This window comes from Ferrovibrio sp. GW821-FHT12F09, assembly GCF_058806775.1.
The window spans coordinates 1230819-1255830 of the sequence record NZ_JBXAPZ010000001.1 but is presented as its reverse complement, the minus strand read 5'-3'; the positions used below and the strand labels follow the sequence as shown (position 1 = coordinate 1255830).

Genomic DNA, 25012 nt, shown 5'->3' with positions numbered 1-25012 from the left:
CACTGACAAGAGGTGCAAACTCTCGGAGAAGTGTGTTCACGTGCATCAGGCCGCCGTCGATTTAGTGAGCGCCTCGGCTATCGCAGCCTTCAATTGTTCCTGCGTGGCACTGAGTTGCTTCCGGTTCTCCTGCCAATCAGCGAGGAGCTTCGCCGGGTCCTTGTGACTCTCTTCCTTGCGGTGCGGATTGGAGATGTCGAGATTGTAGCCATTGCCCTTGATCGCTTCGGCGGTCACCTTCCAGGCGCGATCATTTTCCTTGCGGCCGGCACGTGCCTTGATGTCGCCCCACCATACCTTCTCGCTGTTACCACCTCTGAATTCCTCGATACGCAAGGGTTTCGTTTTGGAATAGCTTTTGTAGCCCTCCGGATAAGGATGTTCATAAAACCAGACCTCCGAGGTCGGATTCAGTACGTTGCCCTTTCCGTCCTTGCGGCATTTTTCGAAGAACAAGAGGTTCGTCTTAATACCGGTATAGGGATTGAAGACACCATTCGGCAGACGAATGATCGTGTGCAGGTTGCACTCCGTCATCAGCTTCTCTTTGATGCGCGTCTTGATGCCTTCGCCAAAGAGGGTGCCGTCCGGCAAGACGACGGCTGCACGGCCGCCATCTTTAAGAAGCTCAATAATCAGCACCAGAAAAAGGTCGGCTGTTTCGCGTGTCTGAAATGCCTGCGGCACGTTCTTTTCGATGCCGTCTTCTTCCATGCCACCGAAGGGCGGGTTAGTGACGATGACATCGATTTTGCCCCGCCATTTATGATCTTTGAGGGGCGTGGCGAGTGCATTGTCGTGCAGAATATTGGTTGGCGCTTCGATGCCGTGCAGCATCATGTTGGTGATACAAAGTAGATGCGGGAGTGCCTTTTTTTCCACGCCGATAATTGTGTTCTGAACGGTCTCCGCATCTTTGACAGATTGCACGTACCGGTCTGATTTGTGGTCCATGACATGCGCCAGGAAACCACCTGTGCCACAGGCCGGGTCGAGAACCAGTTCGTTCAGCTGCGGGTCGAGCATGTCGACCATGAATTGGGTGACGGCACGCGGTGTGTAGAACTCGCCGGCATTGCCTGCGCTTTGCAGGTCCTTCAGAACTTGCTCGTAGACATCGCCAAAGGCGTGCTTGTCGCCGGTGTTGTTGAAATTGATCTCGTTGATCTTATTGACCACCTGTCGGATCAACGTGCCATTCTTCATGTAGTTATAGGCATCTTCGAACGCGGTGCGCACGACGCGCGCGCGGTCACGTTCCGGCCCTTCGAGTGACAGGTTCTTCAGCTTCGGAAAGAGCTGGTTGTTTATGAAATCTAGCAACGCATCACCAGTGATGCCCTCGGGATTGGTGGCCCAGGCAGACCACCGCAGATGATCTGGGATAGGGGACTTGTAGTCCTTGCTGAGGAGCATCGACGACTCTTCCTGATCATCCAGAATTTTCAGGAAAAACATCCAGACCAATTGCCCAATGCGCTGAGCATCGCCATCGACGCCCGCGTCCTTGCGCATGACATCCTGAATAGATTTGATTACTCCCGATACATTCGACACGCTTTACGCTCCCTCGCGATATAGTTCGCTCTGCAGCCCTCGGACAGCAGCCTCATAAGCCGATCTGCCGCCAAAGACGCCCTTCACGATCTCAACCGGGGTCCCGATCTCATCGAATGGCTTGAGCTGTAGAACTTTGGCATTTTCCAGCGGGCCGAAATCTTCGTCCGCGTATTTGTCGAGAAGCGCTTCCAGCACGGTCCGCGCTTTGCCCTCGAATTTCGCGAAGTAGTTGCGTTTCTTAACCTGTTCTGCCCGCTCTTTGCGGGTCAGCGGCGGCTGGCCATATGCAACATGGCAGAGCAAGTCGAAAGCACTGAAGGCGTCGCCGTTCTTGACCTCGTCGCGCAGCCCATCCAGGGAGACACCCAGCGCCTCCAGCTCTTCGATGATTGCTTGCTTCTTCTCCGCTTCCCCCCAACGCCGGAGAAATTCGTCCAGCGTCTTGTAATCCTTTTGGAGCGTCTTTTTCGTGTAGGAACGCAGTGACTCCGTGATCAGTTTTCCGTCCGGACCAAGATATTGAACCCGCTTTGAAAGAACATGGACTTCCACACCATCGACATAGAATTTTCGCGGCCGGTCTTCTCCGCCGAACGGATCGCCACGAATACCGCCGTCGATTTCACGTTGTTCTTCCTCGCCGAATCCTCGCAAAGATGTAGTGGTCGTATAATCGCTCTCTTCCGGTGGGACTGGCGGGTCGTCGGTGCTTGGTTCATAAATATGAACCGGATCGCCATCGAAGTCAGGATCAGCGAACAACTCTGTGGCTCGCTTGAAATCCATAATGGTAAAATACTGCTTGCCGTGCTCCTCGTCGATACGCGTGCCGCGCCCGATGATCTGCTTGAATTCGGTCATGGACTGAATCCGCTGGTCCAGCACGATCAACTTGCACGTTTTCGCATCAACCCCGGTTGATAGAAGCTTCGATGTGGTAGCGATGACTGGATAGCGCGCTTTCGGATCGATGAAATTGTCTAGCTCCGCCTTGCCTAGCGGATCGTCGCCGGTGATCCGCATAACGTATCGGTGGTTCTCGGCCACAAGATCGGGGTTCGCGTTGGCGAGTGCCTGGCGCATACGTTCAGCATGCTCAGTGTCCTCGCAGAAAACGATGGTCTTATCGAAGCGGTTGGTGGCTTTCAAAAATTCCGTGATCTTCGAAGCAACCAACTTGGTGCGCTCATTAAGAACCAGAGTCCGGTCGAAGTCCCTCTGGTTGTAAATGCGGTCTTCAACTTCGTTACCATAGCGGTCGCGCGTTCCCGCCTCCGGTCGATAGCCCGTCAGATCCTTGTCTAGGTCATAACGGATTACCTTATAGGGAGCCAGAAAGCCGTCTTCAATACCTTGGCGCAACGAGTAGGTGTAAACTGGCGCGCCGAAATAGTCGATATTGGACACATCCTTCGTTTCTTTTGGCGTGGCCGTCATGCCGATTTGTGTTGCGCTTGAAAAATACTCGAGGATTTCGCGCCAAGCAGAATCGGCCGCTGCACTGCCGCGATGGCACTCGTCAATGATCACCAGATCGAAGAAATCACGCGAAAACTGCTTGTAGATGTTCGCGGCTTCATCTGTTCCGGTGACAGCCTGATAGAGTGAAAGATATATTTCGTAGGACTTATCTGCTTGCCGATTTGTGATCTTCGTCATCGCGCCGGCAAACGGTTTAAAGTCGTTTGTTTTTGTCTGATCGACGAGAATATTACGATCTGCGAGGAACAGAATCCGCTTCTTTCCGCCCGCCTTCCATAGCCGCCAGATGATTTGGAACGCCGTATATGTCTTTCCAGTCCCGGTCGCCATGACGAGGAGAAGCCGGTCACGCTGTTTGGCAATTTCCTCGATTACACGATTGACCGCGAGAGTCTGATAGTAGCGCGGCACCTTGCCTGAACCATCATCGAAATAGTCTTGATTTACGATGACGTTCTCAGAAGAAGTGAGCCCCTTCCAAGCCACATATCGCAGCCAAAGCTCTTCTGGCGAAGGCATTTCACTCACGGCGATTTCTCGCTCGATGTTGCCGTCGGAGGCCGACTTGTCGTGGAAAAGAACACGCTTTCCGTTCGTCGAGAAGGCGAAGGGAACATCGATCATGCTGGCGTATTCGAGCGCTTGCTGTATGCCGGCCCCAACCGAGTGGGATGCATCTTTGACTTCGACGACTGCAATCGGGATGTTGGGCTTGTGGTAGAGGATATAGTCGGCCCGCTTCTGCCTACCGCGCGAAGTCAGTTTGCCGCGAACAATTATGCGACTCGCCGTTATGCTTACTTCTTCGCGTATTTGGGTGTGCAGATTCCATCCGGCGGCAATAAGCGCAGGCGTAATGAACTTACTGCAAACATCGCGTTCACTAAGCCCTTCCAATCCCGCTGCCTTTCCACCTTTGCCATCTGCCCTGAGCGCTCATACTCCACCACCGAAACGACCACAACACCGCGACTATGCTTTTGATGTGCATCGGCTCGGCCCACGCAAAGTCGATCATTACCCCGATGCGTTCTTCACTTCGCGTTGAGGCATCGTTTTAATGGCAGGAATCCGCCCATCCCAACCTGAGCCATTTAGAACAAAATAGCTCTTTTTGGCAATCTATAAGATGCATTCCCGGAAGATATCTGCCTGTTAAACGTGTGGGAGATGCGAGCTCCTGAGCATGCGAATCATCGCAAGGCGGACCCCGACTGCGGCCTTGCGAGCATGGCGTTCGAAGTCGAGAGCAAGCCTGCGATTGCCCCGTTCGATTTGCCAACTTCGCATGTCACGCCGCACCAGCGCCGCCCGGTTGCGAGTCGGACTGTCGTCACGGTCCGGCCAAAGCCGTGCCTTCGCCTATGTTGCATGCATCTAGCCCCATGCAGCAGCACGCGGAACTCGTGATGCCATGTCATCTGGGGCGTGTCCGCCACGTTGCCGCCCATCTGACCAAACTCGGAGAGATTGACGCCGAAGGTTCTTTCGACGAATCGGCCTCCCATGCCGATCAAGTCGGAAACCCAGTGCGCGAGGTTCGGCCGCTCAAGGAAGCGCGACAGGCATTTTTGGATCGGCGGAATTCTAAATAGTCCTATGGATAACTGGATATTCGGCATTCAGACAATGCACAAACCCACTCAGTACATTCACACTCAGTTGATAAATCAGCATTCGCTCCGGAGGATAGCTTAACCCCAGCGAATAGATTTTCCCTGAACCGTCCTAGCGGCGCTTCCGCGCATGTCCCGGGGCGTTCTTGTTGATATATGTGGCCAGCCCACGTCCAGCCTGCGCCAACCGACTCATGGCCGCGATTGCCTGCGCCCCTGCGCTGGCCAGCGTATAGGTGTAGATCCAACCATCCTTGAACTTGATATCGATACCACCGTCGAACACTTCGAAGGCAAGTACGCCAGAATTGCCACCCAAATTCGCGTATGCCTGCATGATTTCACCTTAGTTTTCGCCCATGCGCCTTAAACCGTCCAAGAGAACGGCCGTCGCGATACAGTCATCCTCGTTGTATTCGAGTATTCGCCGCCGGATATCTTGGTCGCCAGAGTTGATGTAGCGGTCGTACCACTCGATCGAGGCAGCCCCCGATGGGTCCGTGTCACGCCATTTGAAGCCGAGATACTTAGCCAGCGTCTTGATCGAATGATCGTTCGTCGGCCACTCCGTGCAATTGCGAACGATGTCGAGAAGATCGATCCAGGCTTCGTCACCAAACAGCGCGTTGACCTCGTCAATTGAGATGACATCGGGGTACATCTCTGCCAGCCGGCGATACTGGGTTCTCTCGTACTTACTGTAGTAGTACACGGCCGCCGGCATGCTGCGCCGTAGGTAGGCAATAGCATTAGAGAATGCGGCCTTCTCGGCCTCCTGGTCTGGCCGGTCTGCAAAGAACGGGTAGAATTCGAACTTTCCACCGTACATACGCTCGACGAAGCCATGCAAGTAGACGACATCTCGCATGGGGTCGACCTCGATATCAAAGAATACCTCGCGAGCTAGCGCAGGCAGAACGATCGGCTGTTTGATAAAGGGCCGAGCATCCTTGTCGACGAGCAGCTGGGCCCGGGCTTGAAAGGCTTTTAACCTGTCAGGGCCAATCCCCTTGAAGATTGTCTTGTTGCCGGTGATATAGTGACTGGTATCGACGCCTGCGAAGTCTTCTAGCGTCGCGATCTCTGGCGCCAGTACATCGCGCAAAGCACGACCCAACATGGGCACGAGGCTTAAATCAGACGCAGCGTCGATCTTTCTACGGCACGCCGTTTGCCAATGACAAAGCTTGCATTTCGATGACAGTGCCGGCGGTGGCTCTTGGCCGGCGGCCAGGTCTCGGGCGAAACCCGCGGCAGCTTCTCTATAGATTTCCGAGACTGACGGGCTCTTGGGGCCTAGCTTTTGATCAAGATCATAGTCGACGCGTTCGTCGCGGCCGTCCCAAATATATGGGGGTTCGCTCGACAGCACCCCCATGTCGCGTAGGATAGCCGCGTAATGCGCAAGCTGAACCCCGTATGTCTTCTTGAGACGACCCTCGCCGCTCTCGGCCTCTTCCAGGCCATTGCCAGATTTTATGTCACCGGGTTTGTAACCGCTCCGCGTGAACTCGAGTAAATCTGGTTCGCCAACTTTGCCTGCAGACTCGATACGGCCGCCGTATATCAGCGGCACTTCTTGCGCCATGGCCTCGATTGTCGCGGCAAGTCTCTGGTCGGCCGGTAAATCGCGGACATTGGTAAATGGGCGATCGAGACCAGCAACTAATTCTGCTTCGTGAACATTGCCTGCCTCCCACAACATTTTCACGAATGGCGAAACATCATCCCGGTCCGCTGGATTCCAGGACCGGTCGGCAAAGGCCCGCGTAGGGCATTCCAGATAGTTATAAAGATCACTTGCCGAGATCATTGCCCAAAACCCCACCCCCAGGGTCGCGTATACAGGCTATGCTGTTCGCCTTCACGAGATGATAAATGCCGGGTTCGCGAGCAGGTTATCCCGGATATAGGTGCGATTGCGTAACCATACCCACCAACCCGTGGCGCCCATCCCTGCCGACGCAGGTCAGTTGTAGCATGTCAGGGCATTCGCTGGCTTAAAAATAGCGAGACACATACAATCGCAACCAATCCACACCTCATTAAAACTGGGCAGACTTTCATTGAGTAGATTTTCCAATTTAGATGCTGGCTAGTAGATTGCGCAGCTCCCCCTCCTCCGCAGCCTGCCGAAAGCCCGCAATTGACCTTCAGCTACCTCAAACGAGGCACCCATAACTGTCTCCCGACATAGCGAAACGCGTTCAGCGCCTCAGGAATGGGTAGACAGATTGAGTGAGGGTTTTCGCGGTACAAAGTCAAAAATTTAATATAGTAGCCGGGTCTATCAACCATCATGCGAGCTAACTGCGCCCAACCGCTGGGTTTTAAGTTTCCCACCAGTGCTCGCCGGGCGGCATTTACCGCAATATCCGCTAATTCGAGTCCAGGTTCTGCATTCGCGCTAAACCGAAATGACTCATTCATGACCATCTTAGTATCGGTCGTAGTCGTGTTGGGATCCGCTCCCAGAAACTCTATCTGAAACGCGTCGGGCGCCGCATCGAAACGGTAGAAATGCGTATAGTCCCCGCCTTCAATTAGAGGAAACGGATTCTTCTTAGATTTTTCGGCCAGCGCCGCTACAACCAAGCCTCTCCACCAAGATTCTGACTTTGTAATTGTGAAATCTTTGGCATCAATACACCAATGAAAATGCTGCAGTTCTTTTGGGCTTCTTTGCGAGTAATACCCCGTGGATTGAACAAGGGTTTCGTAGATCAATTCAAATATCATCACGGTCTGAACATATAGCGGCAATGACATCTGCTCTAGTTGAGCGCGCCGATCCACTAAATCTCGAACCAGCTCTGGCGGATGCCGCTCCGTGAGGCCTTCTGTAAGTTTATTCATCTGGAGTTTTCGATGGTACTCAATCTCAGTATCCGTATGTTCTCCAAGATTTATCGCAACCGCCTCAAATAATGCTCCGTTTTTAAATAGAATATCTAGAACTTTGGCGACTTGAAATTCATCCAACATACTCCCCTTAACTTCCATTTTCCGTTTAGGAAAATGGGCTCGCAACCGGGCGTATTTCGCCAATATTCTATCGAATGAGAATTCTGGAATAATGAGTGCGCCTACTAGGGAGATGGCGCTCTTAAAAGGCGCAGTCTGAAAGGCCCCTGATTCATCAATAAATATGTGCATACACAGTGCCAGCGTTCGCCGCGTTATTGGCAAGCGGTATCACTTTCCTCGGCCTCGCTCCGATCCAAGACGACTCAACTTCGTGTTGATAAAATCTAGATCTTCTGAAGAAAGAGGGGTGTAAACGGCGCCCTCTCCGTCGGGCCTCGTACGTATCTCACCGTACTGCTCTAGGGCAGCGCGTATGGCTTCGGTGTAGGTAGCGTTCTTTGCAGCAAATGCCGCTAGCGCGTTAACCTTCGGACCAGTCCCATTCCAATCCAACCGTGGGGCCGATATTTGACCGATTTCACCCTCCCCCGCGAACCACCACAAACATGGGAAGAACCCATGGCGTACCAAAACCCCTGGCGTAGGCTCAAATCTAGTTCGCTGATACATGGCGAAGTGTGCAACCCGCGGGGAGCCATATGCATAATTTATCTCACCGATCGGATCACTTGGACACGTTAATTGATCCCAGCTCATATAGCCAAAACCAGTCAGCGCGATTTTATCATTGGGCGCACGGCACTCCATACGCATGTATGAAAGCTGGAGTTTTTCGTCCTTAGATGCCTGAATCAAACGGCCAAAGAAGTTGGGAGCACGCCCTGCTGATACAAAGATATCACTGCCATTATTGCTTTCTGCGAATTCAAAAAACGACTCAGCGCCCTGCCCCCATTCCGGGCAAAACGAGATAAACTCGATAAACTCTTTCTTGACTGCTTCATATCGCAGGCGATGAGATACTGAGGCGGACAGAATCACTTCATAGCGGTTTGCTTCCGTAGTATCCGCTAGTGTCGTCACTCCACAGAGCATCTCTCGGAGTCTATTAGAATCCAAAACAGCTCCAATCTGCTCCTTCCCGATACTCACCAACTCTGTAATTTCATATGACTTAAAGATGTTTTCGCACTTCTCTGGCGTCGCCCAGGTGAGTACGTGATGTTCTTCGTTGTCCAACGCCGCATGACCTTTTGTTAGCCATCGCACCGCGGCTTCTTCGGGCTCCCATCCCGGCCATAAACCGGGTTGACATTGGTGTATCTGAGTGACGTCTGATAAATCCTCAAGGCTTTCATCATTCAATCGCCAAACTGAAACAATTGTTTTGAACCCTTCACCCTCGGCGCCGGTTTGCCTCAAGCACAAAGCAGCCGCCCTAAATTCTCTGAGCTTTCTGCCGTTGGCACGCATAGCGTTGATATGCGCGGCTTGATCGTCTGCGCTGGAGTAGGACAGAATTCGAGAGGTTGGCGAGAACTTTCGTTCAAACGACACTTGGATTGGCTGCACCTCGTGCAACTCAATCAATCCCTCGGGGGTATGCTCGACTTCAAAGCCTTGTACCTTGCAACTCACTTCGCTCACAAAGAATGAGAAAGCTTCACGCAGTTCATGCCATGCCTCAGACACAACAATGCAGCGAATCTCTGCAGGTGAAACGTTCTCCGTCTTTTGTAGCAAAACGATATATTTTGATAGCTCATGTAAAGTTTGACGGGCGACAGCGTCGGACCGCTTCACCTCGATCACAACAATATTGTGAAACCTATCTCTAGCCAGAATATCCAGACGGCCGCCCGCGCCATCCTTTGACTTTAAAGAGGCTTCTTTTTCGATTCTTACCAGCCCGTCCTCAATGAGTGAAAGGTTGTCGCCCAAGTAGTCACAGAGCTCGGCCTCATCCTTGAACATTTTCCCCCCTAAATAGTACGAGCATAGTAAGCCTCATCTAACTTGGGTTAGAGGTCGACACAGATTGCCTGAAAACTGCTCTCGAATTAGGATGCTGTAACGAGGCTAGATTTAAAGCCACACCGTGGATAACGCGAGCAACCGTATAGGGTCGTATTTCGGATTTGGCGTAGCGCCCCCATCTCACAGGCTGGGCAAATATGGCGTTTCTTGCCATTGCCAACCCATTCAAGACGGTCTTTCAGCTCAGTGAAACGCTCCAATTCCAAGACAAAGGCACTGGGGCGTTCGCCAACAGCAAAGAGGATAGCTTTGTGCTTCGCCCTGGTCAGAGCGACGTAAAATAAGCGTCTCTCTTCCCCCAGTTCATCAAAAGCACTGGGCCGAATAAGCTCTAGCAACGGGTCTTCATCCCACAAATTCGGGAAACCCTTGTAGCCCGCATCCAGACCGGCAATGAGGCAGTAATCTGCCTCAAGCCCCTTGGACGAATGCATGGTCGTGCGAGATAGGCTTACCCGCCCCTTAAATTCAGCAATAAGACGATTGATGGCGGCCTCACCGAGCCCTTCAGGTTCAGCACCCTCAGCCTTATTGCGGGTGAGCAAAAACGCTGATGGCAGCTTCCCATCGATTTTCCCGGCATTAGCAATCAGCTCTAGCTCAACCCCGACAGCTTCCAACCGTGCTTCAGCTGTGTCGTCATGCTCGACAACTTTCACGACCCGGTCAGTATTCTTAATCAGAGCCGCGCGAACATCTTTATCGATTTGGCCTTTTTTATTGGTAATAAACCGCCTTGCCAGGTCTGCAATGCCTTGAGCAGATCTGAAGGTCTGCGTCAAACCGACGACATGCACGCCGCGGCCATCCTTCAGAGTGCCATAAAGGTTTGTGTCTTCAGTGATCGTAACGCCGTCTTTGGCGTTCGGTATATGCCTGCGGAAGATACCTAAATCTGACCCGGCAAAACGATTAATGGCCTGCCAGTCGTCACCCACAAAGAACAGCACGCTGTCTTCATGAAGCTTGCGCAGCGCATCGATCATCTGCATGCGCGGCCTGGCGATGTCTTGAAACTCGTCAACCAATATCAGTTTATAAGGGATATCGCCGGCATTGGCGTGAATCGCTGCCGACCCTTTTGTAATCATATCTGAGAATTCAATCAGGCCGTCGGTGTAGGCCTCTTCAACCGCTTCGCGCAGTGGGAAAGCCACTTTCAGAAATAGCTTGGTACGGCGTGGGTCTTTGCTCTTTTCGGCGCGCTGCAGCACCTCTTGGTTCGACAATCCTGAGCCACGTAAGGTGTGAATAAACGACAGCAGCAGATGCTCAAAATCAGACGCCTCACGAAACGCCATAAAGGCCTGATCCATGACCTCTTGGTTGACGCCCTCAAACGGTATGCCAAATGCCTCTAGAGACTTTCTGAGATGCGAAAAAAGCGTCCCATCTCGGTATTGGCCACTATTGGTCTCAAAGAACGGGATTCTCTCACCCTTCTTTTGAAGCCACCCATAGGCTTCCTTATAGGCCGCTCGCTTGCTCGCCGCCTGAGCAACATACTTTACGCCCCCCATAAATTCAGGGGCCTTGCCATCACGGCCAATGCCGAAATGCTCGTGATAGATTCGGTAATTTCGCTCAGCAGGATTGGGATAGCTAAAATCTGGCTTATAGGTGGGCAGTTCTGCGCCTTCCGGCAAATGCTTGTACAGGGCCCTGGTGACGGCTTCGCCCGCGCGATTCTCATAAAAGAACTCAATATTGCGAGCATAAAGCCAATTTGCGATCGCCGCTTCTTCAAGCGACCGCACGAACAATCCCGACTTTAGCGTCGGTATCGTGGCTCCCTTCGGCTTTTCTTCAATCTTATGCTTAATCGCCTGGCGGCAGGCGCGTTCATAGCGCCTTTCGGCCTCTTCGATGTCTTCGTCGCCAGGTTCGAGATTTGGTTCGGGGTAGCGCGCCAGTGATAACCAATTGAAGAGGTCTTCACGAAACTGATTGTCGGTCTTTAACAGCTTGTCATAGGCCGCCAAAAAAATGGCCTTACCCTCTGTCTGATCAAGTTCGACGATCTTTGATCGTCTATTGGCGCCTCTCTCGAGATATGACTTGCCAAACTTATGGAAGGTTTCTGATCGTATCGAGATATCTCGCTCAAACACCTTCTTCAGCTTGGCGCTGACTCGGTTAGCCAGACCTTCGGCCGCATCTCGATTGAAGGCCAAGGCGACAATCTCGTGCGGCTCGTACAATTTAGCTTGGATGGCGTAAGCCGCCTTGGCGACGATGACCGAGGTTTTGCCAGAGCCCGCCGCGGCAACCACCATATTGACGTCATCGAAAATAAGCGCCGCTCTGACTTGCTCGTCAGTCAGGCCCGTTACCTCAAGCCCCGCAAAGAAGTCTTCATGATCGATCGCCGCTTGTTTTAAGAAAGCCTCGTTATGACGTGTACGCGCTTTCGGCTGATCAGCGACTAGGTCTTTGACTGCTGTAACGAGATCTGTCAGCTTCTTGGTATAGGCATCGTCAATAAACGTCTTCCCAGCGACAAATGTGAGGCGATCAGTACTTTTGGCGATGGCAGCAATATCTTGGCGATCGCGCCAGCCACGCACCATAGAGCCACGAATATACCCACCGGTTTGCCAAAGCTTGGCGTCGGCATTAGCAACAATGCCCGTCAGATGCGCCTCACAGCGTGCGGCCTCAGCGCGGTAATACGCCCGTACTGCCCGCATAAGCCATTTGCCAACACTCTTGGCTGACCGCTTGCCGCCGACATAGACCAGCGCCTGGCTGGTTGTTAGCCGATCAGCTTCTCGCCTTTTATAGGTGATCTGTATGAACTGCGGGCTGACTGGGCCGAGCCAGCGCCATTTCGGCGTGAGCTCGATCTTGTCGATGGCATCAAAGTGATACTGGGCGGTCTTACCGCGCAAGATATTGGCTTTAAATAGCTCGACCTTTGACGGCCAAACCCAAGACACCACGGCCGCAAGACGTACATCTCGTATACCTGAATCTCGCAGACCTACCCGCCGCATCTTGCTCTCACGCATTGCCCATACTGGCCAGTAGAAAAGCCTTACTGTCTCTTAGCCATGATGAAGTTCGGCTTCCTTGCGTGCAATCTCTAAAGCAAGCCGGTCATTCAGCGCCTTTCGATCTTGCCCATGATGCGCCTGGCGATGACAATTCGGGCAAACAGCAGCCACATTCCGAGGCAGATCCAAGCCACCATCTGAGAGGTGATGAATATGGTGAGCCTCCAGAAACGGCCGGCCAGTGTCGGTGACAAATGGCGCCGTCTTAGTACAGGCCTCACACAGGCCAGCCGCCCGCGCATAGACATAGACCGCAATCGCCCTCAGCCGTTCATAGGCCGCTTTGACCGAGGGTTTACGATCGGCCTGGCGGTGAGTGGCATTGGCCTGCTCGGCAGCTTTGGCCATTGCTGCCCTGTACAGATCTTCTAAACCGGCGTCGGCAGGCACCTCATCAATTGCCTCTTGCACAAAGGCGTTCAGCGCATCGCAACGTGCCAGCTCAAACACGATTGCATTGCGCATCTCGCCATTTTTATCGGGTGCGCGCACATCATCGGCATAGCTCATGAGCTCGAATTCACCGGTATAGCTGAGCCAGCCGTCACCGATATCTTTAAAAATATGTATCTGTCGGTCATTTTGACGGTGATCGCGAATGGCTTCATTACCGCGATCCCAGGTCATATGGCCCTCTTGACCCTCACCGTAATAGCTGACGCTGCCATCGCCATGCCAGATATCGCTATAGCCATGCTGGTGACCTGACTCACCGGTCACCAGAAAGATGACTGGGGTATCTTTAGGGGTCGAAACACCGCCCTGCTGCTGGCCACCATAGGCCGCATGCAACTCTTGCCGCCGATACCGCTTGCCAATTTGAAATTCTGGCTGCACCGGCAGCGGTCGCCAACTCGACCCAGCCAAGGCTGTCTTCCAGTATGCATAGGGCCGTTTCTCGACCGTATAGCCATGGTCTTCGAAAAACTTCTGCGCCTTTGTCGAGCCAAACGCCTTGGTATTTGCGCCCCTCTTACCCAGAAGCCTCTGCACCAATGCATAGGCCGACTTAACCGGCACAAAGGCCTGCCCAATCTGAACGCCGTATTTTGAATAACTCTGCCCGGCCGTCTCAGCGGCATAAACAGCGGGATTGCCCTGGCTGTTAAGAGTCACTTCTAGCTTTTGCAGTACGTCGTCTAGTTCAGCCATGGCTCTTAATGCCTACCTTATAAATCAAATGAGAAGCCAGCAATGCGATCGGCCCATAATTCATAATCTGAAGAGTTCAAAGCGACAGGCTGCAGCAGCATTTGATTCACGAGCTCAGTAATATCAGCCACCAATACCAGCGCGCCGCTCTGCGCCTCAACTGCGGCGGTATCTTTTACCTGATGGTAAGACCATCTGTAGTCGCGTATCAACCCAACACAATCTTCTTGCTCTCGCGATTTCTTAACGACGTGACTTAGTAGACCCGCCGTTGCTTTGGGAAAGGCTGCTGAGAGCGCCAATAGCAGCATGATCACACGAAAATACCCTGGCACCTCGCGACTGCCCTCGAACTGATTGAGTTCAGTGGCCGGCACCGATGCCTTCAAAATGCGATAGATATTGGTAAACCTCTTCGCAGCTCTGGGATTGGGCATCAGCAAGAAAAGCTGCTCGGCATAATCAGCCTCTAGATCTGAGATGGTGAGCGATTCGATTGAGATTTCTGGGACATCGCTAGCTGTCGGGGGGGCAGATAGTGTTGAGCTGGGGTCCAAAGAGCTGAGGGCAGCGGCCTCATCTGCATCAAGTCTTGACGTCGTTACGTAACCTGAAGATTCTGAGCTCGGCTCTGCGGCCGAAGTACCAGCAGTCTGGCTTGCGCTGGTCGCCATCGGCTGCGGGCTAAACCCAACGGGCGCATCAGTAGGGCGCAGCAAGCCCCGCACTAAACGCCCATAACCTACCTCGCTCATAGGTTTGAGGCGCACGGGTATTTGGAAGATTTTTTCAATGTACTTTTGTGGGGCAATGACTGCACCGCCATTTGGGTCAAGGCCGATCTGACCATACTGCGCCTTCAGCGAGTTCTTAAGCCAACTCGGGTCGACACCTACCACGACCACAAACAGCTCGAAAGCAAGCATAAGATGCACGGCCTGCAACACGGCGACGACGTTCTCAGCTGGGCATCGGTCCAAATCATCGATGTACAAGAAAATACGATCCACCCCCTGCAAGGATGGCTCGCCACTTGTCGATTTTGCTGCCAAAAGCCGCCGCGACAAATCTTCAAAGTCTTGCCGAATGGTCGAGATTATTCCGAGGTGCTTTCGATAGTCGTCGGTGCTAATCCGATCCGCCAAGAATTTTGTAAGAGAGCCTTCTTCTTGAATAGTCTTGAGCTTGGCCTCAATGTCGACAACGCGACTTGATGCAGCGTTTAGCCGGTTCGCGACATCGAGTTCTTTGGCTTGCAGATGTTTAATCTCACTTTCCAACTCTCTTCCAGCAGCACCCGTATCTGCGCGCTTCTCGGCAAGCCGTTTGTCCAGCAGTGCTTTTGCCTGCTCGAACTTGTCGATACTGCTGTTGAATTTCTCAGATACCTTCTTCAGGTAAGTTGCTATGGCTGCCAATGTCGCGGAGACAGACAATAGTGTGCCCGAAACCTCGATAAAGCCCGCCGATAGCTGCTGCAACCATGGGATGCTGTGATAGGCAATGCCCGCCAGTAACGGCAGCGCCACAATAAAGACAATTAGAGACCAATATATCCACCCGCCTTTTACTTTTGATATTTGGGCGATCAGGGATCCAGCTCGACCATGAGACGCCACTACACTGTCCGCAGCCTTTTTTAGATCTTCTGCACTAGACAGAAGGGCTGGAACACCAAGATCCTTCAGGGCGGTTTCGAGCTTGTCGCGCAGATCTACATCTGCATCAAGAACTGCCTTTACATCACTGATCTTTAGATCGCTCAGCTGCAGCTCTTTTTGCTGCAACTCGGTGCGTATCTCCGACAAAGCTGCTTTCTTTTCGGTCAATACCGCCTGTGCCGCTGCCTCTTCAGATTTTATATCCGAGATGATTTTTTGTGTGGTTGTAAGCTCATTAACAAGTCGAATACGCTGCTGCTCGGGGGTTTCTTGATCTGAGCACAGCTCCTTCGACAGTGAATCAATGATATGGCTGACTAAGCTCGCCCACAAATTCGCGTCGATGTAATGCCACGCATTAAATTCAATAGATATAATATTTGAACAATACTTTTCGGTTGGGCTTTTCTTTTCGCGATCGGCGATCTTTTTTGTCTCGGACTGCATCTTCTTAATGAAGAAGCTCTTTCCCGTACCCCAACCACCAAATAGACCGATAGCAATTGGCGGAGTGACATCCTTTGCCATAATCACGGAAGACAGCGTTCTGACTTCCTCGCCAACTCCGAGGTAATCATTGTCGATATTAATGCGGTCCGAATTGAAACCGGCAATAACATCCTGATTGCCAACACCCCCGCGGTGACGCTTTTTCGTGATGTAGCGCAGAATTTGTCCTGCAATAATGTCTTCTCGTGCTAGCCTTCTAATTTCGGACGTTGCTGTCTTTCCAAGACTGTCTAAAAGTTCTGAGAATCTACGTTTTCCGATTTCATTAGAATCTTGCGATACCTGCAATACGGCATTTACCACTGTGAGTATCTGATCGTCGGTGAGGCGCGACGCCGCTTGCTCTGCCATCGTTTGATTTGCCAAAGCATATAGAGCGTCATAAGTTAGCCCACCGTCTCTTACCCTACGGCCGATCTGCTTATAAACGTCAGACAAGAGCTGCGTGTTCGGCACAATGCGCAGAACACGCAGTACAGACCAGGTCTCCGTAAAATCTTCAGAGTACAGCTTCTTCTGAAGCTCGCCCCAAATGGAACTGCTCCCAGGCATCAACCGATCTAAAATCGCACTAGCGAGTGTGTGCACCTCAATCATACTGTCTGAAGATGCCACTTTGCAGGCGTCTTCCAGATAAGGTGCTTTGGCCAGAAATAAGCTACCGAGAAGCCAGAACCGCGTATTCCTAGCGGGCTCGTATTTTTCATTGAGGTGACGTAGAGCCACCACTCTTGTTCTTGGGTCGTGAGCTGCCAGCGTCACAAGGCAGCTCATCATCCAAGACCGGATTGCCGTCACCGCTTCAGGGTCTCTTTCCGCCGCGGCAAATACTTTTTGCCTGCGCACGCCAAAGGGACCACTTACCTCATCACGTAGGCGCGACGCTAAAATGAGGAAATTTTGCGGAGTCCGTCTGATTTCCTCTAGGACACGGAGTCTTTCATCATCGCGCCCATCGACAAGTGTTAAAATGACAGAATCTAATCGCTTCCAAATTCCATTGGAGAGAGAAACAATTTCAGTTGCAATATCGTCTATAAATGACGGCTGAAATGATGACCAGTTCTCGACACGATCGACGAAGTGCTCCGACCTTATCGCCTCTTCTGCATCCTCATTATAAGGCTCCATGAGAATCCAAATAGTGCGCACGTCATCATCGATATCCCTATCGAGATGACGACGAATTTCCGCGAGCTCCGCACCACTTAAAATTATGAGGTTGTGCCCGCCGAATTCATCTTCAAAATCTTCTGTTTGATATGAGCCAAAAACGTCACTACTTATTCCGTTAAGTTTCAGCCTTTCAGATATTTCATATGCTATTTTCCCATATTCCTCGCGGCTATATAAAATTCGTGTATTTGCCGCCTTTTGGTTTCCGCGAACTGAAGGAAGTGAGCTATCCATTCTTTAGATCCCGAACTGCACTACGGCCGACATTCAGCCGCTGCGCTTAAAGTAAAAGCACAGGGCATGATTTGAGGGAAATGACGCCGTTCCACACCAGCCTTACAACCCGCATCTTCGACTAGCCCACGGTCACCATTTGCGGTGCACAGCATCACGACAGAGCTGCGGCCTTCTATGAGAAGTTTTAGAAGGTAAGGCTTAAACGGCGTTAACAAGCCCGGGTCGTGCTGCACCGACGAAGCAATAATGGTTTGGTCATCTTGGCCTTGAAACGGCGCCTTCTCGGCAACATAAACGTCAACGGCCGCCGAGAGTTTGGTCATAGCGGATGCCAGGGTATAGACCGTCTCTTCACTGATATCTTGCGCAGCTACCGCCGGCGACAAAAGAACTGCCGCCAGACCAACAATGCGTAGTATCTTCATCATGCCCCCCTAGGCCAGAACGTCACATTCCCAGTGTCTTGATCGACACCTGAGTCTAAATTCCAATTTCTAATTGGTTGGAGTTCAGACATGTCGTTATTGAAAACTGCCCTAGAAACTGCGCCCCAGGCATTGTTGACGTTTTGATGCGCAAGATCGAATAGCGCTTCAAACTCTATTGCCCCGCCGTTTGGCGTCGGCAGATTAGTCAGAAACTCGGTTTCCAATTCTGCTTCCGGAGGGTATCCAAACCCTATGTCCCGAGACACATGGCGGGATATTGCGCTCAGCCAATCGCCTTCTTCGGCAATCTTATTGACCATATATCCGAATTGGCCGTGCCAACGATGCAGCTGTGGTGCGTTGCCCGAAGCAATGTCAGGGTAAGAGCTCTCAAGTGCGCCGCCCCAGAGGGTAGAGATATCATCATCGATCCCTCCATTAGGATTAGAGCACCGCGCGATACCGTTCCTAAGATGCTCAGACAGCTTGATAGATAGGTCCATTTTTTTGCGGTAGATGAAGACGTCTTGATTCATCTCGCAGACGCGATGCGCCCGTTTATTTTCCTCATACTCACCGACTTTTAGATTGATCACTGGGTGTATCGTCGCATCCATAACGACATGGGCAGTATAGCCCAGAAGCCACGCCAACCCCTTTTCGCGGGCAACGCCTTGCTGTTCCGCCAGGCGTGCCGCAGATGCATGTACGACGGAATTCGTATTGGTATGATGCATTGTGTCGGCCCATACCTTTGAGCCGTCAAAGATCATGTTATTTAGAAGATCTAAGTAAGGGTAATCGGGCGAAACCGCTCCGAGCTCGCAAAAGCGAAGCCAACGCCCACAGATTCCAATAACAGCGGCAGGCAAGTTGGGAATGCTTTCGAGATTTAGTCTCGCCCCCGCCACGTTCACCATTGTGATATGCGTGTACGCTCCTGGCATTTTATCCCCCGATTTTGTGCCTTTAATTATCGTTCAGGTACTTTGAAGCCCAAGTAAATCCCGCCACTGATCCCCATGAGAGTTAAAAGGTTCGTGCCGAATTCCGGCATTTGCAGATTCCAATAGACGCGCAGCACATAAACAATGCCCAAGAGCACTGTCCAAGCGACCATCTGAAACCTATGAATGGTGGCTCCGCTCGAATCGCTGATTAGATCCTGCAAAAATCCGGTTGATTTGAACGGTTCGGTTAGCCGCTCATACATACCTACGAGCTGATCTACAGTCGGCATAACACCGTTTACAGGCTGGGCTGTAAGTAAATGACTCTGCGCCGGTTGCGAGCCGCCGCCCATGGCTTGTGCTTGTCTAAGCACTTTGATGTCTTGCGCATTTCGCATCCCCATCGCCGATAACTCGGCTTCGGCAGGTGCAGTGGGGGAGTCTTTCGCTCGATCAACAGCAACCGCGCCCAATGCGGTGCCGGCAGATATTCCAAGCAAAATAAAGGTCTCAGAAGTCACTGACCCTATTTCGCTTGTCACTGCCCATATAAAAATGAATGACACAAAAATCAGGCAGAACCAGACAGCCATTTGGAATTTTCCAAGGCTGTACGGCCTTTCACTTGCGCTAAGTTGAGGTAGCGGCGAACGGTCGCGCAACGCGCTGGTTCGACTACCCAGATAAACCACTCCGACAACTGCCCCCGCCGCGAGCAAGAAACCGAGAAACATCCAAAAGCCTTCATAACGGTGCAGCGAGAATGTCGCTTGCGTGATTTTTGGGTCCCCTGCGTCAAACGACAGAATTCGGCCGGAGAATTCTATATCGAAGAGCACATCGACTTTCTGAGAGTCAGAGAAGGGTGAGCCCAAAAGTCGTGACCACAACTCTCGGCTATCCTTGGCAGCCTCAGCGTTCTTGCCACCAGCAAAGGTCAGTGGGAATATCACTATTCTGGTATTCGAGATCACTCTCGGCTTTATCTCTAAGAGTGTCCCATCAACTCTTACGCGGATTTTCGACTCATCGATCCGCTCGATTCCGTCGACGATAATGCAGAGATTTCCGTCCAGAACAGCAGGAAGGCTGCAGGTCGTATTGTCGTTGTGCAGTTTAAATGACTTTATCGTACCGTCTGCTGTATTGGCGAAGGCATCGAGTGCGATCACCAGAACGAGCAACGCAACAATTTTTGAGATTGTTTTCATGTTCCCCCCTAGCGGCGCTTAACGCGCACACGTTCAGATTCTTGTATGAAAACACAGCCTATTTGAGAAACTAACGCGCCGGGCTGATCACCCAAGGTGCGCCGGCGGGTCTCTGACAGATTTGGAAATAAAGTTAAACTTGACCGCTCTTCCACTTCACCAACGGTCACAATGCTATTGCAGTAGTCATCGGATCGTTTTGCGTCCTGATGCATAATAAATGCAGCAGTCTTGATGATGCCTCCCTCTTCAAGAGCGATGACCTTCCAATAGGCACTGGGAATCGTGTGCTGCCGCTTTGCATTTGGCATGGGCCGCATGGGCTTTTCATAGAGTGTCCCCGTGGCCACATATAATGCGTTGACCCCACGCGTTTTTGTGAGCGTGCGCTCCGCAGATTCAAGCGCCTCCCACGGCCCCTGATTCAGAGGCGTCGACTGCGGGGTAATGTTTGAAAGGTAGTTGAGGGTCTTCCAACTCGCGGTATTGGTAAAAGACGCTAGTGGCGCCTGATGTCCTCGATCAATCTTAAGAGCGGTGGGTGCGCCATTGTAATCAGACGGCGCCAAAGTATCTTCAGCAGCCAGATCCGGGTCTTGTTTCCAACCACGGTCAGCCGTTTTTCCGATTGTCGTCTTTGTAATCCGATAAACGACCCAGTCGGCAAATTTGGTCTCTGGATTATTGCTTAAACTGTATGTTTGTCGCGTGATGACGGTATTGCCAGCAGGAGCTCCAACCGGGCACCCATGCAGACAATTGTCCGCTGCCGCTGCTGCGGTAAGCCATCCGCTTAATAGGAAGCAGGCGCCGATAATTGCGTGAATTATGATGTGATGACGCAAGCAGCGCTTCACGCCAAGCCGCACTGCCCAAGGGGCAGCGACACCATTCTCTTCCATGATCTTCCCCCTGATTGTGCCTGCCAGAGCTACAACCTGGTTGAATTATATCATGAGTGCACGCTGAGTAGTGGCCTCTAATAATATGTATGCGCTTAAACCGATACCGAGCACATGAATACATTACTATTCATTGTGCTCTCGTCGCTGCGAGTACACATCGCTACTCAAGTACGACTGCCCTATACGCCATAGCGTATAAAACGGTTTTATACGCTATGGCGTATAGGAGCCCCCATTCATCATTGGCTGCTCATGCAAAGCGCACGAAGCACCAAAACAGATAAGTGGCATCTTCTGACGCCATCATAGAGGAGCTCGTTCTTTGGCGGGTTAGTGTCGGTGGAGTCCATCACACCACAGACAATTGCCGTGGCTGCGGGCATAGGTGCACAAGAGCCAACTCCCAAAAACAATCTGGCTTTCTTGAGCGCGCACCTCACCCAAAGACTGGTCGTTAGGGCGTTTGGCAATACGAGGCGCGACACCTATGCCACCGACACACCCAGCCCGGTTTCTAGGTTTTATTACCTATTTTTGCCAGTTCTACGGCATAAGTACCTAGAGTAGCGGCCTTTAATAAAATGCCAAATGGCACTATTTTTAGTGTCAGGAGGCAGCCATGCGCCCGACACCTCAAACGCCGACCGACCTACACAGTAGCATCCCAAACCTGGCGGATGCTGGTGAGCGCCTACGCCTGACGCCGGCCGCTGTCCGCGGCATGGTGGCATTGGCTGATATTTGGAAGCTCGGGGCTACCGAGGCTTCGGCCCTACTTGGCGATGTCTCGGCGCGCAGCTGGTTTCGCCTGAAGAAGGGCGCGAGCACCGAGCCGCTACCCCAAGACGTCTTGATGCGCATCAGCCTCCTGGTGGGCATTTTTAAGGGCTTGCGTTTGCTGTTTTCTGAGCCACTCGCCGATGACTGGGTACGCCTGCCCAATCAGGGATCTGTCTTTGGCGGCCAGAGCCCGCTTGATCTGATGCTACGGGGTGGCATCCCAGCGATGATACGGGTGCGCCAGCATGTCGATGCCTTGCGAGGCGGGCTTTGAGCTTACCGGTTACCAATGTCGCCGAACCCAATACCGTCCGCCTAGTCCCCAGCGGCCGCCTCAAGTCGCCTGCGCTCTCGGCCCTGGTCTCGACCCATGGCGACTTGAGCGACCTAGCTGAACTCGAAAGCGTCACCAACGAGCGGCTGATTGCTGAAACCTCTGGGATGCCTGAGCTCAGGCGCGAAGACCTCATCTTCAGCCGCCCCTATCGCACCTTTATCAATGCCTCATTCGCCCATACCCGGCCAGGCGGCAACCGGTTCAACTCAGAGCGGCGTGGTGCTTGGTATTGCGCCTTCGAGGTCGAGACTTCTCTCGCTGAGGTGGCCTTCCACCTGACCCGCGAGCTCACCAATATCGGTCGCTTCGAGAACCAGACCGACTACACCGAGCTGTTTGCGGGGTTCATTGGGCCCTTCCAAGACCTGCGCCACACTGAAGGTCAGCCCTGCCTTGATCCTGACCCCGCCGTGGGCTACCCAGCCGGCCAGGCCTTGGCCAGCACCATTGTCGCCCAAGGGGGCAACGGGCTGCTCTATCCTTCTGTGCGACATGCCAAAGGCACCTGCCTTGTCGCCTTCCACCCCCATCTGGTCCAAGACGTCCGTCAAGGTGCTGTCTGGCGACTTTTCTGGGCAGGCTCGCCTAACCCCTCCATGACCCAACTATGAGTACCACTGCCAATCATGTTGAAACCCTGCAGACCCTCTTGCAGGCCGATGACGAACGTATGCGCATCTTGCGCCACGTCTCATATCTTGCCCTGCCCGACTGTTGGGTCGGCGCTGGCTTCATACGCAGCTTGGTCTGGAACCACGGCCATGGGCTGAGGCCACAGCCGCCAGCTGGCGACGTTGATGTCGTATGGTTTGGGCCAGAACCGGCACGGAAGATGCGGACCAGCTTTTTGAGGCCCAATTACGTCACCGAGCTCCGACAGTTCTATGGTCCGTCAAAAACCAAGGCCGTATGCATAAGGTCAATGACGACAAGCCGTACACCTCGACATCCAACGCGATTCAACATTGCCCTGAGACGGCAACAGCCGTGGGTGTTCGCCTAGGCAAAGACGGTATTGAGGGCCTAGCCCCCTTCGGGCTGAACGATCTCTTCGACATGGTTGTCCGTCCCACGCCCGCATTCAAAGAGCGCCAATCGGTCATTGCCGAGCGTATGCACAATAAGCGATGGCTTGAGCGGTGGCCGAACCTAAAGATGCAGCTTACAGGCCATTAAGATTATCGGTGCAATCGGCCGCAATCAGATCCGCCCCGGGCTATCCGCCAATAAGCGTTCCAGCTGCCGTATCAATGCCGCTAGATCGCTGGAAAAACTCGCAATCATGGCCGTCATAAATGGCTCGGGTTGCACGTGGCCAATCTCAAGAGGTGCCCCGCCTGAATTGCCAACATATCGGTAAACGCAAGCTGAATTCGACCATTAGAAATTACAACGATTTTCACGTTATACTTTTATCATAGTTCGCAACCAATTCGGTTTTGGTCAGCGACGGTATATCCGCGAAGTAAGAGCGGGTCAGGCATCATGCGAACCAGACCCGCTCCACCTAGCTAATCAGTTAAACTCTTATCCAACTCAGACAGACTGGACATTTGAAGGCCATCGAATTCGCCAAATCGTCCCTCTCGTATCAAGCGAACCCACTCCTCGAACATTTTAGCCGTATCTTCCGTACCGATATCAGCGACCATTTGCGCGGTATCTGAAGCCAGTTCAGACCAACTGTGCTCCCCGATCATCAAAATCTGGGGCAAATAGATGGCCTGCCTCATTGTCTTCTTGTAATGCTCTAAAAGCTTTTCCCTGTACTTCCACTGCCTTTTGCTGATCTTCGGCTTTTCCCGTTGATCACCTTGTTCAAATTGCAATGTAGGTTCCTTGACCTTTAACATTGATTTAGCACCTTATTTTTTCACCGCAACATTGCGGCATAGCTAATTTACAAGTTTGCATTAGGGTCGATTTTTAGGCGCTCATCATTCGCTGCATGGCGCTGATAATTGTAGTTTCTTGAGCCGCAAAAAAAGGCGAGCCTGGCTTCATCTGAACCAGGCTCGCCTTATCTCATGATGCAACGTTTCGTCGCTAATCTGTCGATAGGTCGCTCATGTCCTCGCCACAAAACTCGCCAAAGCTACCTTTACGTACTTCGCGTATCCACTCGTCGAACATTAGCGCGACGTTACTCTTGCCGACATCACAAACCAATTGAGTCGTACGCCAAGATAATTGCTGCCAGCTGATTGGACTTCCTTCTAAAACACCACCTCTTAACACTGCCTTCTTTAGCTGTTTTTCATGATGAGCCAACCATATGGCTTTCTTCTTTAGCTTTGCGACTGTGACATTCATCATTTTTTGAGCACCTGATTAAAGATACCGCAACAGCGCGGCACTGCTCATTTACAGGTTTAAATTAGCGCCTCATTCGCCAGCAACTGGCCAATAGATTTTTCCCCTTGTCGATCCGCGGGAGCTAAAAAGCGCCGTTTCTGAAACCTGTAAACAACAGGTATGGCCACATGGCCAAGTTCAGGAGGCGCTATGAAAGACTATGAATACGAGATTCTGAAACATCGCCTGAAATGCAAAGCCCGCGACGCGTTTATTCAATGGATGGTCGAGGCCGACCTTAACTGGTGGGTCACCTTCAACACCAATCGCGACACCACTCAGAACGGCATCACTCAGAATATTGGTCAGGTCTTAGCTAATATAGACCGCTCTATACTAGGCAATCGTTATCGCAGCCAATGTCGCATGCGGTGTGAATTAATTGGGGTTTTAGAACTGAGTACGTACTGGCATTGCCACAGCCTCATACGCTTGCCACGTAAACTTTCTAATTGCGCAGAGGATCAAACAGATGAAGTTTCGGCAGCGTTAAATGCAGGCTGGAGGTCTATTGTGCCGAGCGGGGATGTCCATGTTCGCTTTATTCGCGGGACAGTAAATAAAGATAAAGTCTCGCGCTACATGACCAAGACTTTTCGCCAACATGAATTTGAAGACCGTCTTATAACGTCAAGAATGTTTTGGCCGTCCAGATAGGCTACGACCGATACTAATTTAGTACGTTCTCAGA

Annotated in this window: 18 protein-coding genes and 1 pseudogene; 4 read left to right on the top strand and 15 right to left on the bottom strand. The window is 52.1% G+C overall.

Annotation, left to right across the window (positions count from 1 at the left end; all coding sequences use genetic code 11):
• Positions 1-45 precede the first annotated feature (45 nt).
• From AC1ROB_RS06360 to AC1ROB_RS06300, 13 genes are all read right to left on the bottom strand, one after another.
• Positions 46-1557 (bottom strand): N-6 DNA methylase, encoded by a 1512-nt coding sequence (locus tag AC1ROB_RS06360; RefSeq protein ID WP_492972047.1) that lies wholly within the window; start codon positions 1555-1557, stop codon positions 46-48.
• Positions 1558-1560: 3 nt separating this feature from the next.
• Positions 1561-3939, bottom strand: coding sequence for an EcoAI/FtnUII family type I restriction enzme subunit R (gene hsdR / locus AC1ROB_RS06355; protein WP_492972048.1), 2379 nt, complete (start codon positions 3937-3939; stop codon positions 1561-1563).
• 831 nt (positions 3940-4770) lie between these two features.
• Positions 4771-4995 (bottom strand): hypothetical protein, encoded by a 225-nt coding sequence (locus AC1ROB_RS06350; RefSeq protein ID WP_492972049.1) that lies wholly within the window; start codon positions 4993-4995, stop codon positions 4771-4773.
• Between the two features lie 9 nt (positions 4996-5004).
• Complete coding sequence (locus tag AC1ROB_RS06345; protein ID WP_492972050.1) at positions 5005-6471, bottom strand: TM0106 family RecB-like putative nuclease; 1467 nt, start codon at positions 6469-6471, stop codon at positions 5005-5007.
• Positions 6472-6815: 344 nt separating this feature from the next.
• Complete coding sequence (locus tag AC1ROB_RS06340) at positions 6816-7814, bottom strand: hypothetical protein (protein WP_492972051.1); 999 nt, start codon at positions 7812-7814, stop codon at positions 6816-6818.
• A 39-nt stretch (positions 7815-7853) separates the two neighbouring features.
• A complete protein-coding gene (locus AC1ROB_RS06335; protein WP_492972052.1) occupies positions 7854-9500 on the bottom strand; it encodes an endonuclease NucS domain-containing protein in 1647 nt (548 codons plus the stop codon).
• An 86-nt stretch (positions 9501-9586) separates the two neighbouring features.
• Complete coding sequence (locus AC1ROB_RS06330; protein ID WP_492972053.1) at positions 9587-12574, bottom strand: UvrD-helicase domain-containing protein; 2988 nt, start codon at positions 12572-12574, stop codon at positions 9587-9589.
• Positions 12575-12610: 36 nt separating this feature from the next.
• Positions 12611-13771, bottom strand: coding sequence for an HNH endonuclease (locus tag AC1ROB_RS06325; protein ID WP_492972054.1), 1161 nt, complete (start codon positions 13769-13771; stop codon positions 12611-12613).
• Positions 13772-13788: 17 nt separating this feature from the next.
• Entirely contained in the window at positions 13789-17352 is a 3564-nt protein-coding gene (locus AC1ROB_RS06320; RefSeq protein WP_492972055.1) for a P-loop NTPase fold protein, read from the bottom strand.
• Between the two features lie 20 nt (positions 17353-17372).
• The gene (locus AC1ROB_RS06315; RefSeq protein WP_492972056.1) at positions 17373-17783 is read right to left on the bottom strand and encodes a hypothetical protein; all 411 of its coding nucleotides are present in this window, start codon (positions 17781-17783) and stop codon (positions 17373-17375) included.
• Positions 17780-18703 carry a zinc dependent phospholipase C family protein gene (locus AC1ROB_RS06310; protein WP_492972057.1) on the bottom strand — a complete coding sequence of 308 codons (924 nt, stop codon included), beginning with the start codon at positions 18701-18703 and terminating at the stop codon, positions 17780-17782. The genes AC1ROB_RS06315 and AC1ROB_RS06310 overlap by 4 nt, the downstream gene beginning before the upstream one ends.
• A 53-nt stretch (positions 18704-18756) precedes the next feature.
• Entirely contained in the window at positions 18757-19944 is a 1188-nt protein-coding gene (locus AC1ROB_RS06305) for a hypothetical protein (RefSeq protein ID WP_492972058.1), read from the bottom strand.
• 8 nt (positions 19945-19952) lie between these two features.
• Complete coding sequence (locus AC1ROB_RS06300; protein WP_492972059.1) at positions 19953-20846, bottom strand: DNA/RNA non-specific endonuclease; 894 nt, start codon at positions 20844-20846, stop codon at positions 19953-19955.
• A gap of 622 nt (positions 20847-21468) precedes the next feature.
• On the opposite strand from AC1ROB_RS06300, the gene AC1ROB_RS06295 reads away from it, so the two are divergent.
• The 3 genes and pseudogenes from AC1ROB_RS06295 (at position 21469) to AC1ROB_RS06285 (ending at position 23142) form a co-directional block, all read left to right on the top strand.
• Positions 21469-21903 carry an antitoxin Xre/MbcA/ParS toxin-binding domain-containing protein gene (locus AC1ROB_RS06295; protein WP_492972060.1) on the top strand — a complete coding sequence of 145 codons (435 nt, stop codon included), beginning with the start codon at positions 21469-21471 and terminating at the stop codon, positions 21901-21903.
• Positions 21900-22577 (top strand): RES family NAD+ phosphorylase, encoded by a 678-nt coding sequence (locus tag AC1ROB_RS06290; protein WP_492972061.1) that lies wholly within the window; start codon positions 21900-21902, stop codon positions 22575-22577. The genes AC1ROB_RS06295 and AC1ROB_RS06290 overlap by 4 nt, the downstream gene beginning before the upstream one ends.
• Positions 22574-23142, top strand: a pseudogene (locus AC1ROB_RS06285) (nucleotidyltransferase family protein). The gene AC1ROB_RS06290 and the pseudogene AC1ROB_RS06285 overlap by 4 nt, the downstream one beginning before the upstream one ends.
• Positions 23143-23477: 335 nt before the next feature.
• Here AC1ROB_RS06285 and AC1ROB_RS06280 read toward each other — a convergent pair.
• Together AC1ROB_RS06280 and AC1ROB_RS06275 are read right to left on the bottom strand one after the other, a co-directional pair.
• Positions 23478-23819: a hypothetical protein gene (locus tag AC1ROB_RS06280; protein ID WP_492972062.1), complete on the bottom strand. Its 342-nt coding sequence runs from the start codon at positions 23817-23819 to the stop codon at positions 23478-23480.
• A 193-nt stretch (positions 23820-24012) separates the two neighbouring features.
• Positions 24013-24282 carry a hypothetical protein gene (locus AC1ROB_RS06275; RefSeq protein ID WP_492972063.1) on the bottom strand — a complete coding sequence of 90 codons (270 nt, stop codon included), beginning with the start codon at positions 24280-24282 and terminating at the stop codon, positions 24013-24015.
• Between the two features lie 189 nt (positions 24283-24471).
• Here AC1ROB_RS06275 and AC1ROB_RS06270 point away from each other — a divergent pair, with 189 nt between their 5' ends.
• A complete protein-coding gene (locus tag AC1ROB_RS06270; protein ID WP_492972064.1) occupies positions 24472-24978 on the top strand; it encodes a hypothetical protein in 507 nt (168 codons plus the stop codon).
• The last annotated feature ends 34 nt before the right edge of the window (positions 24979-25012 follow it).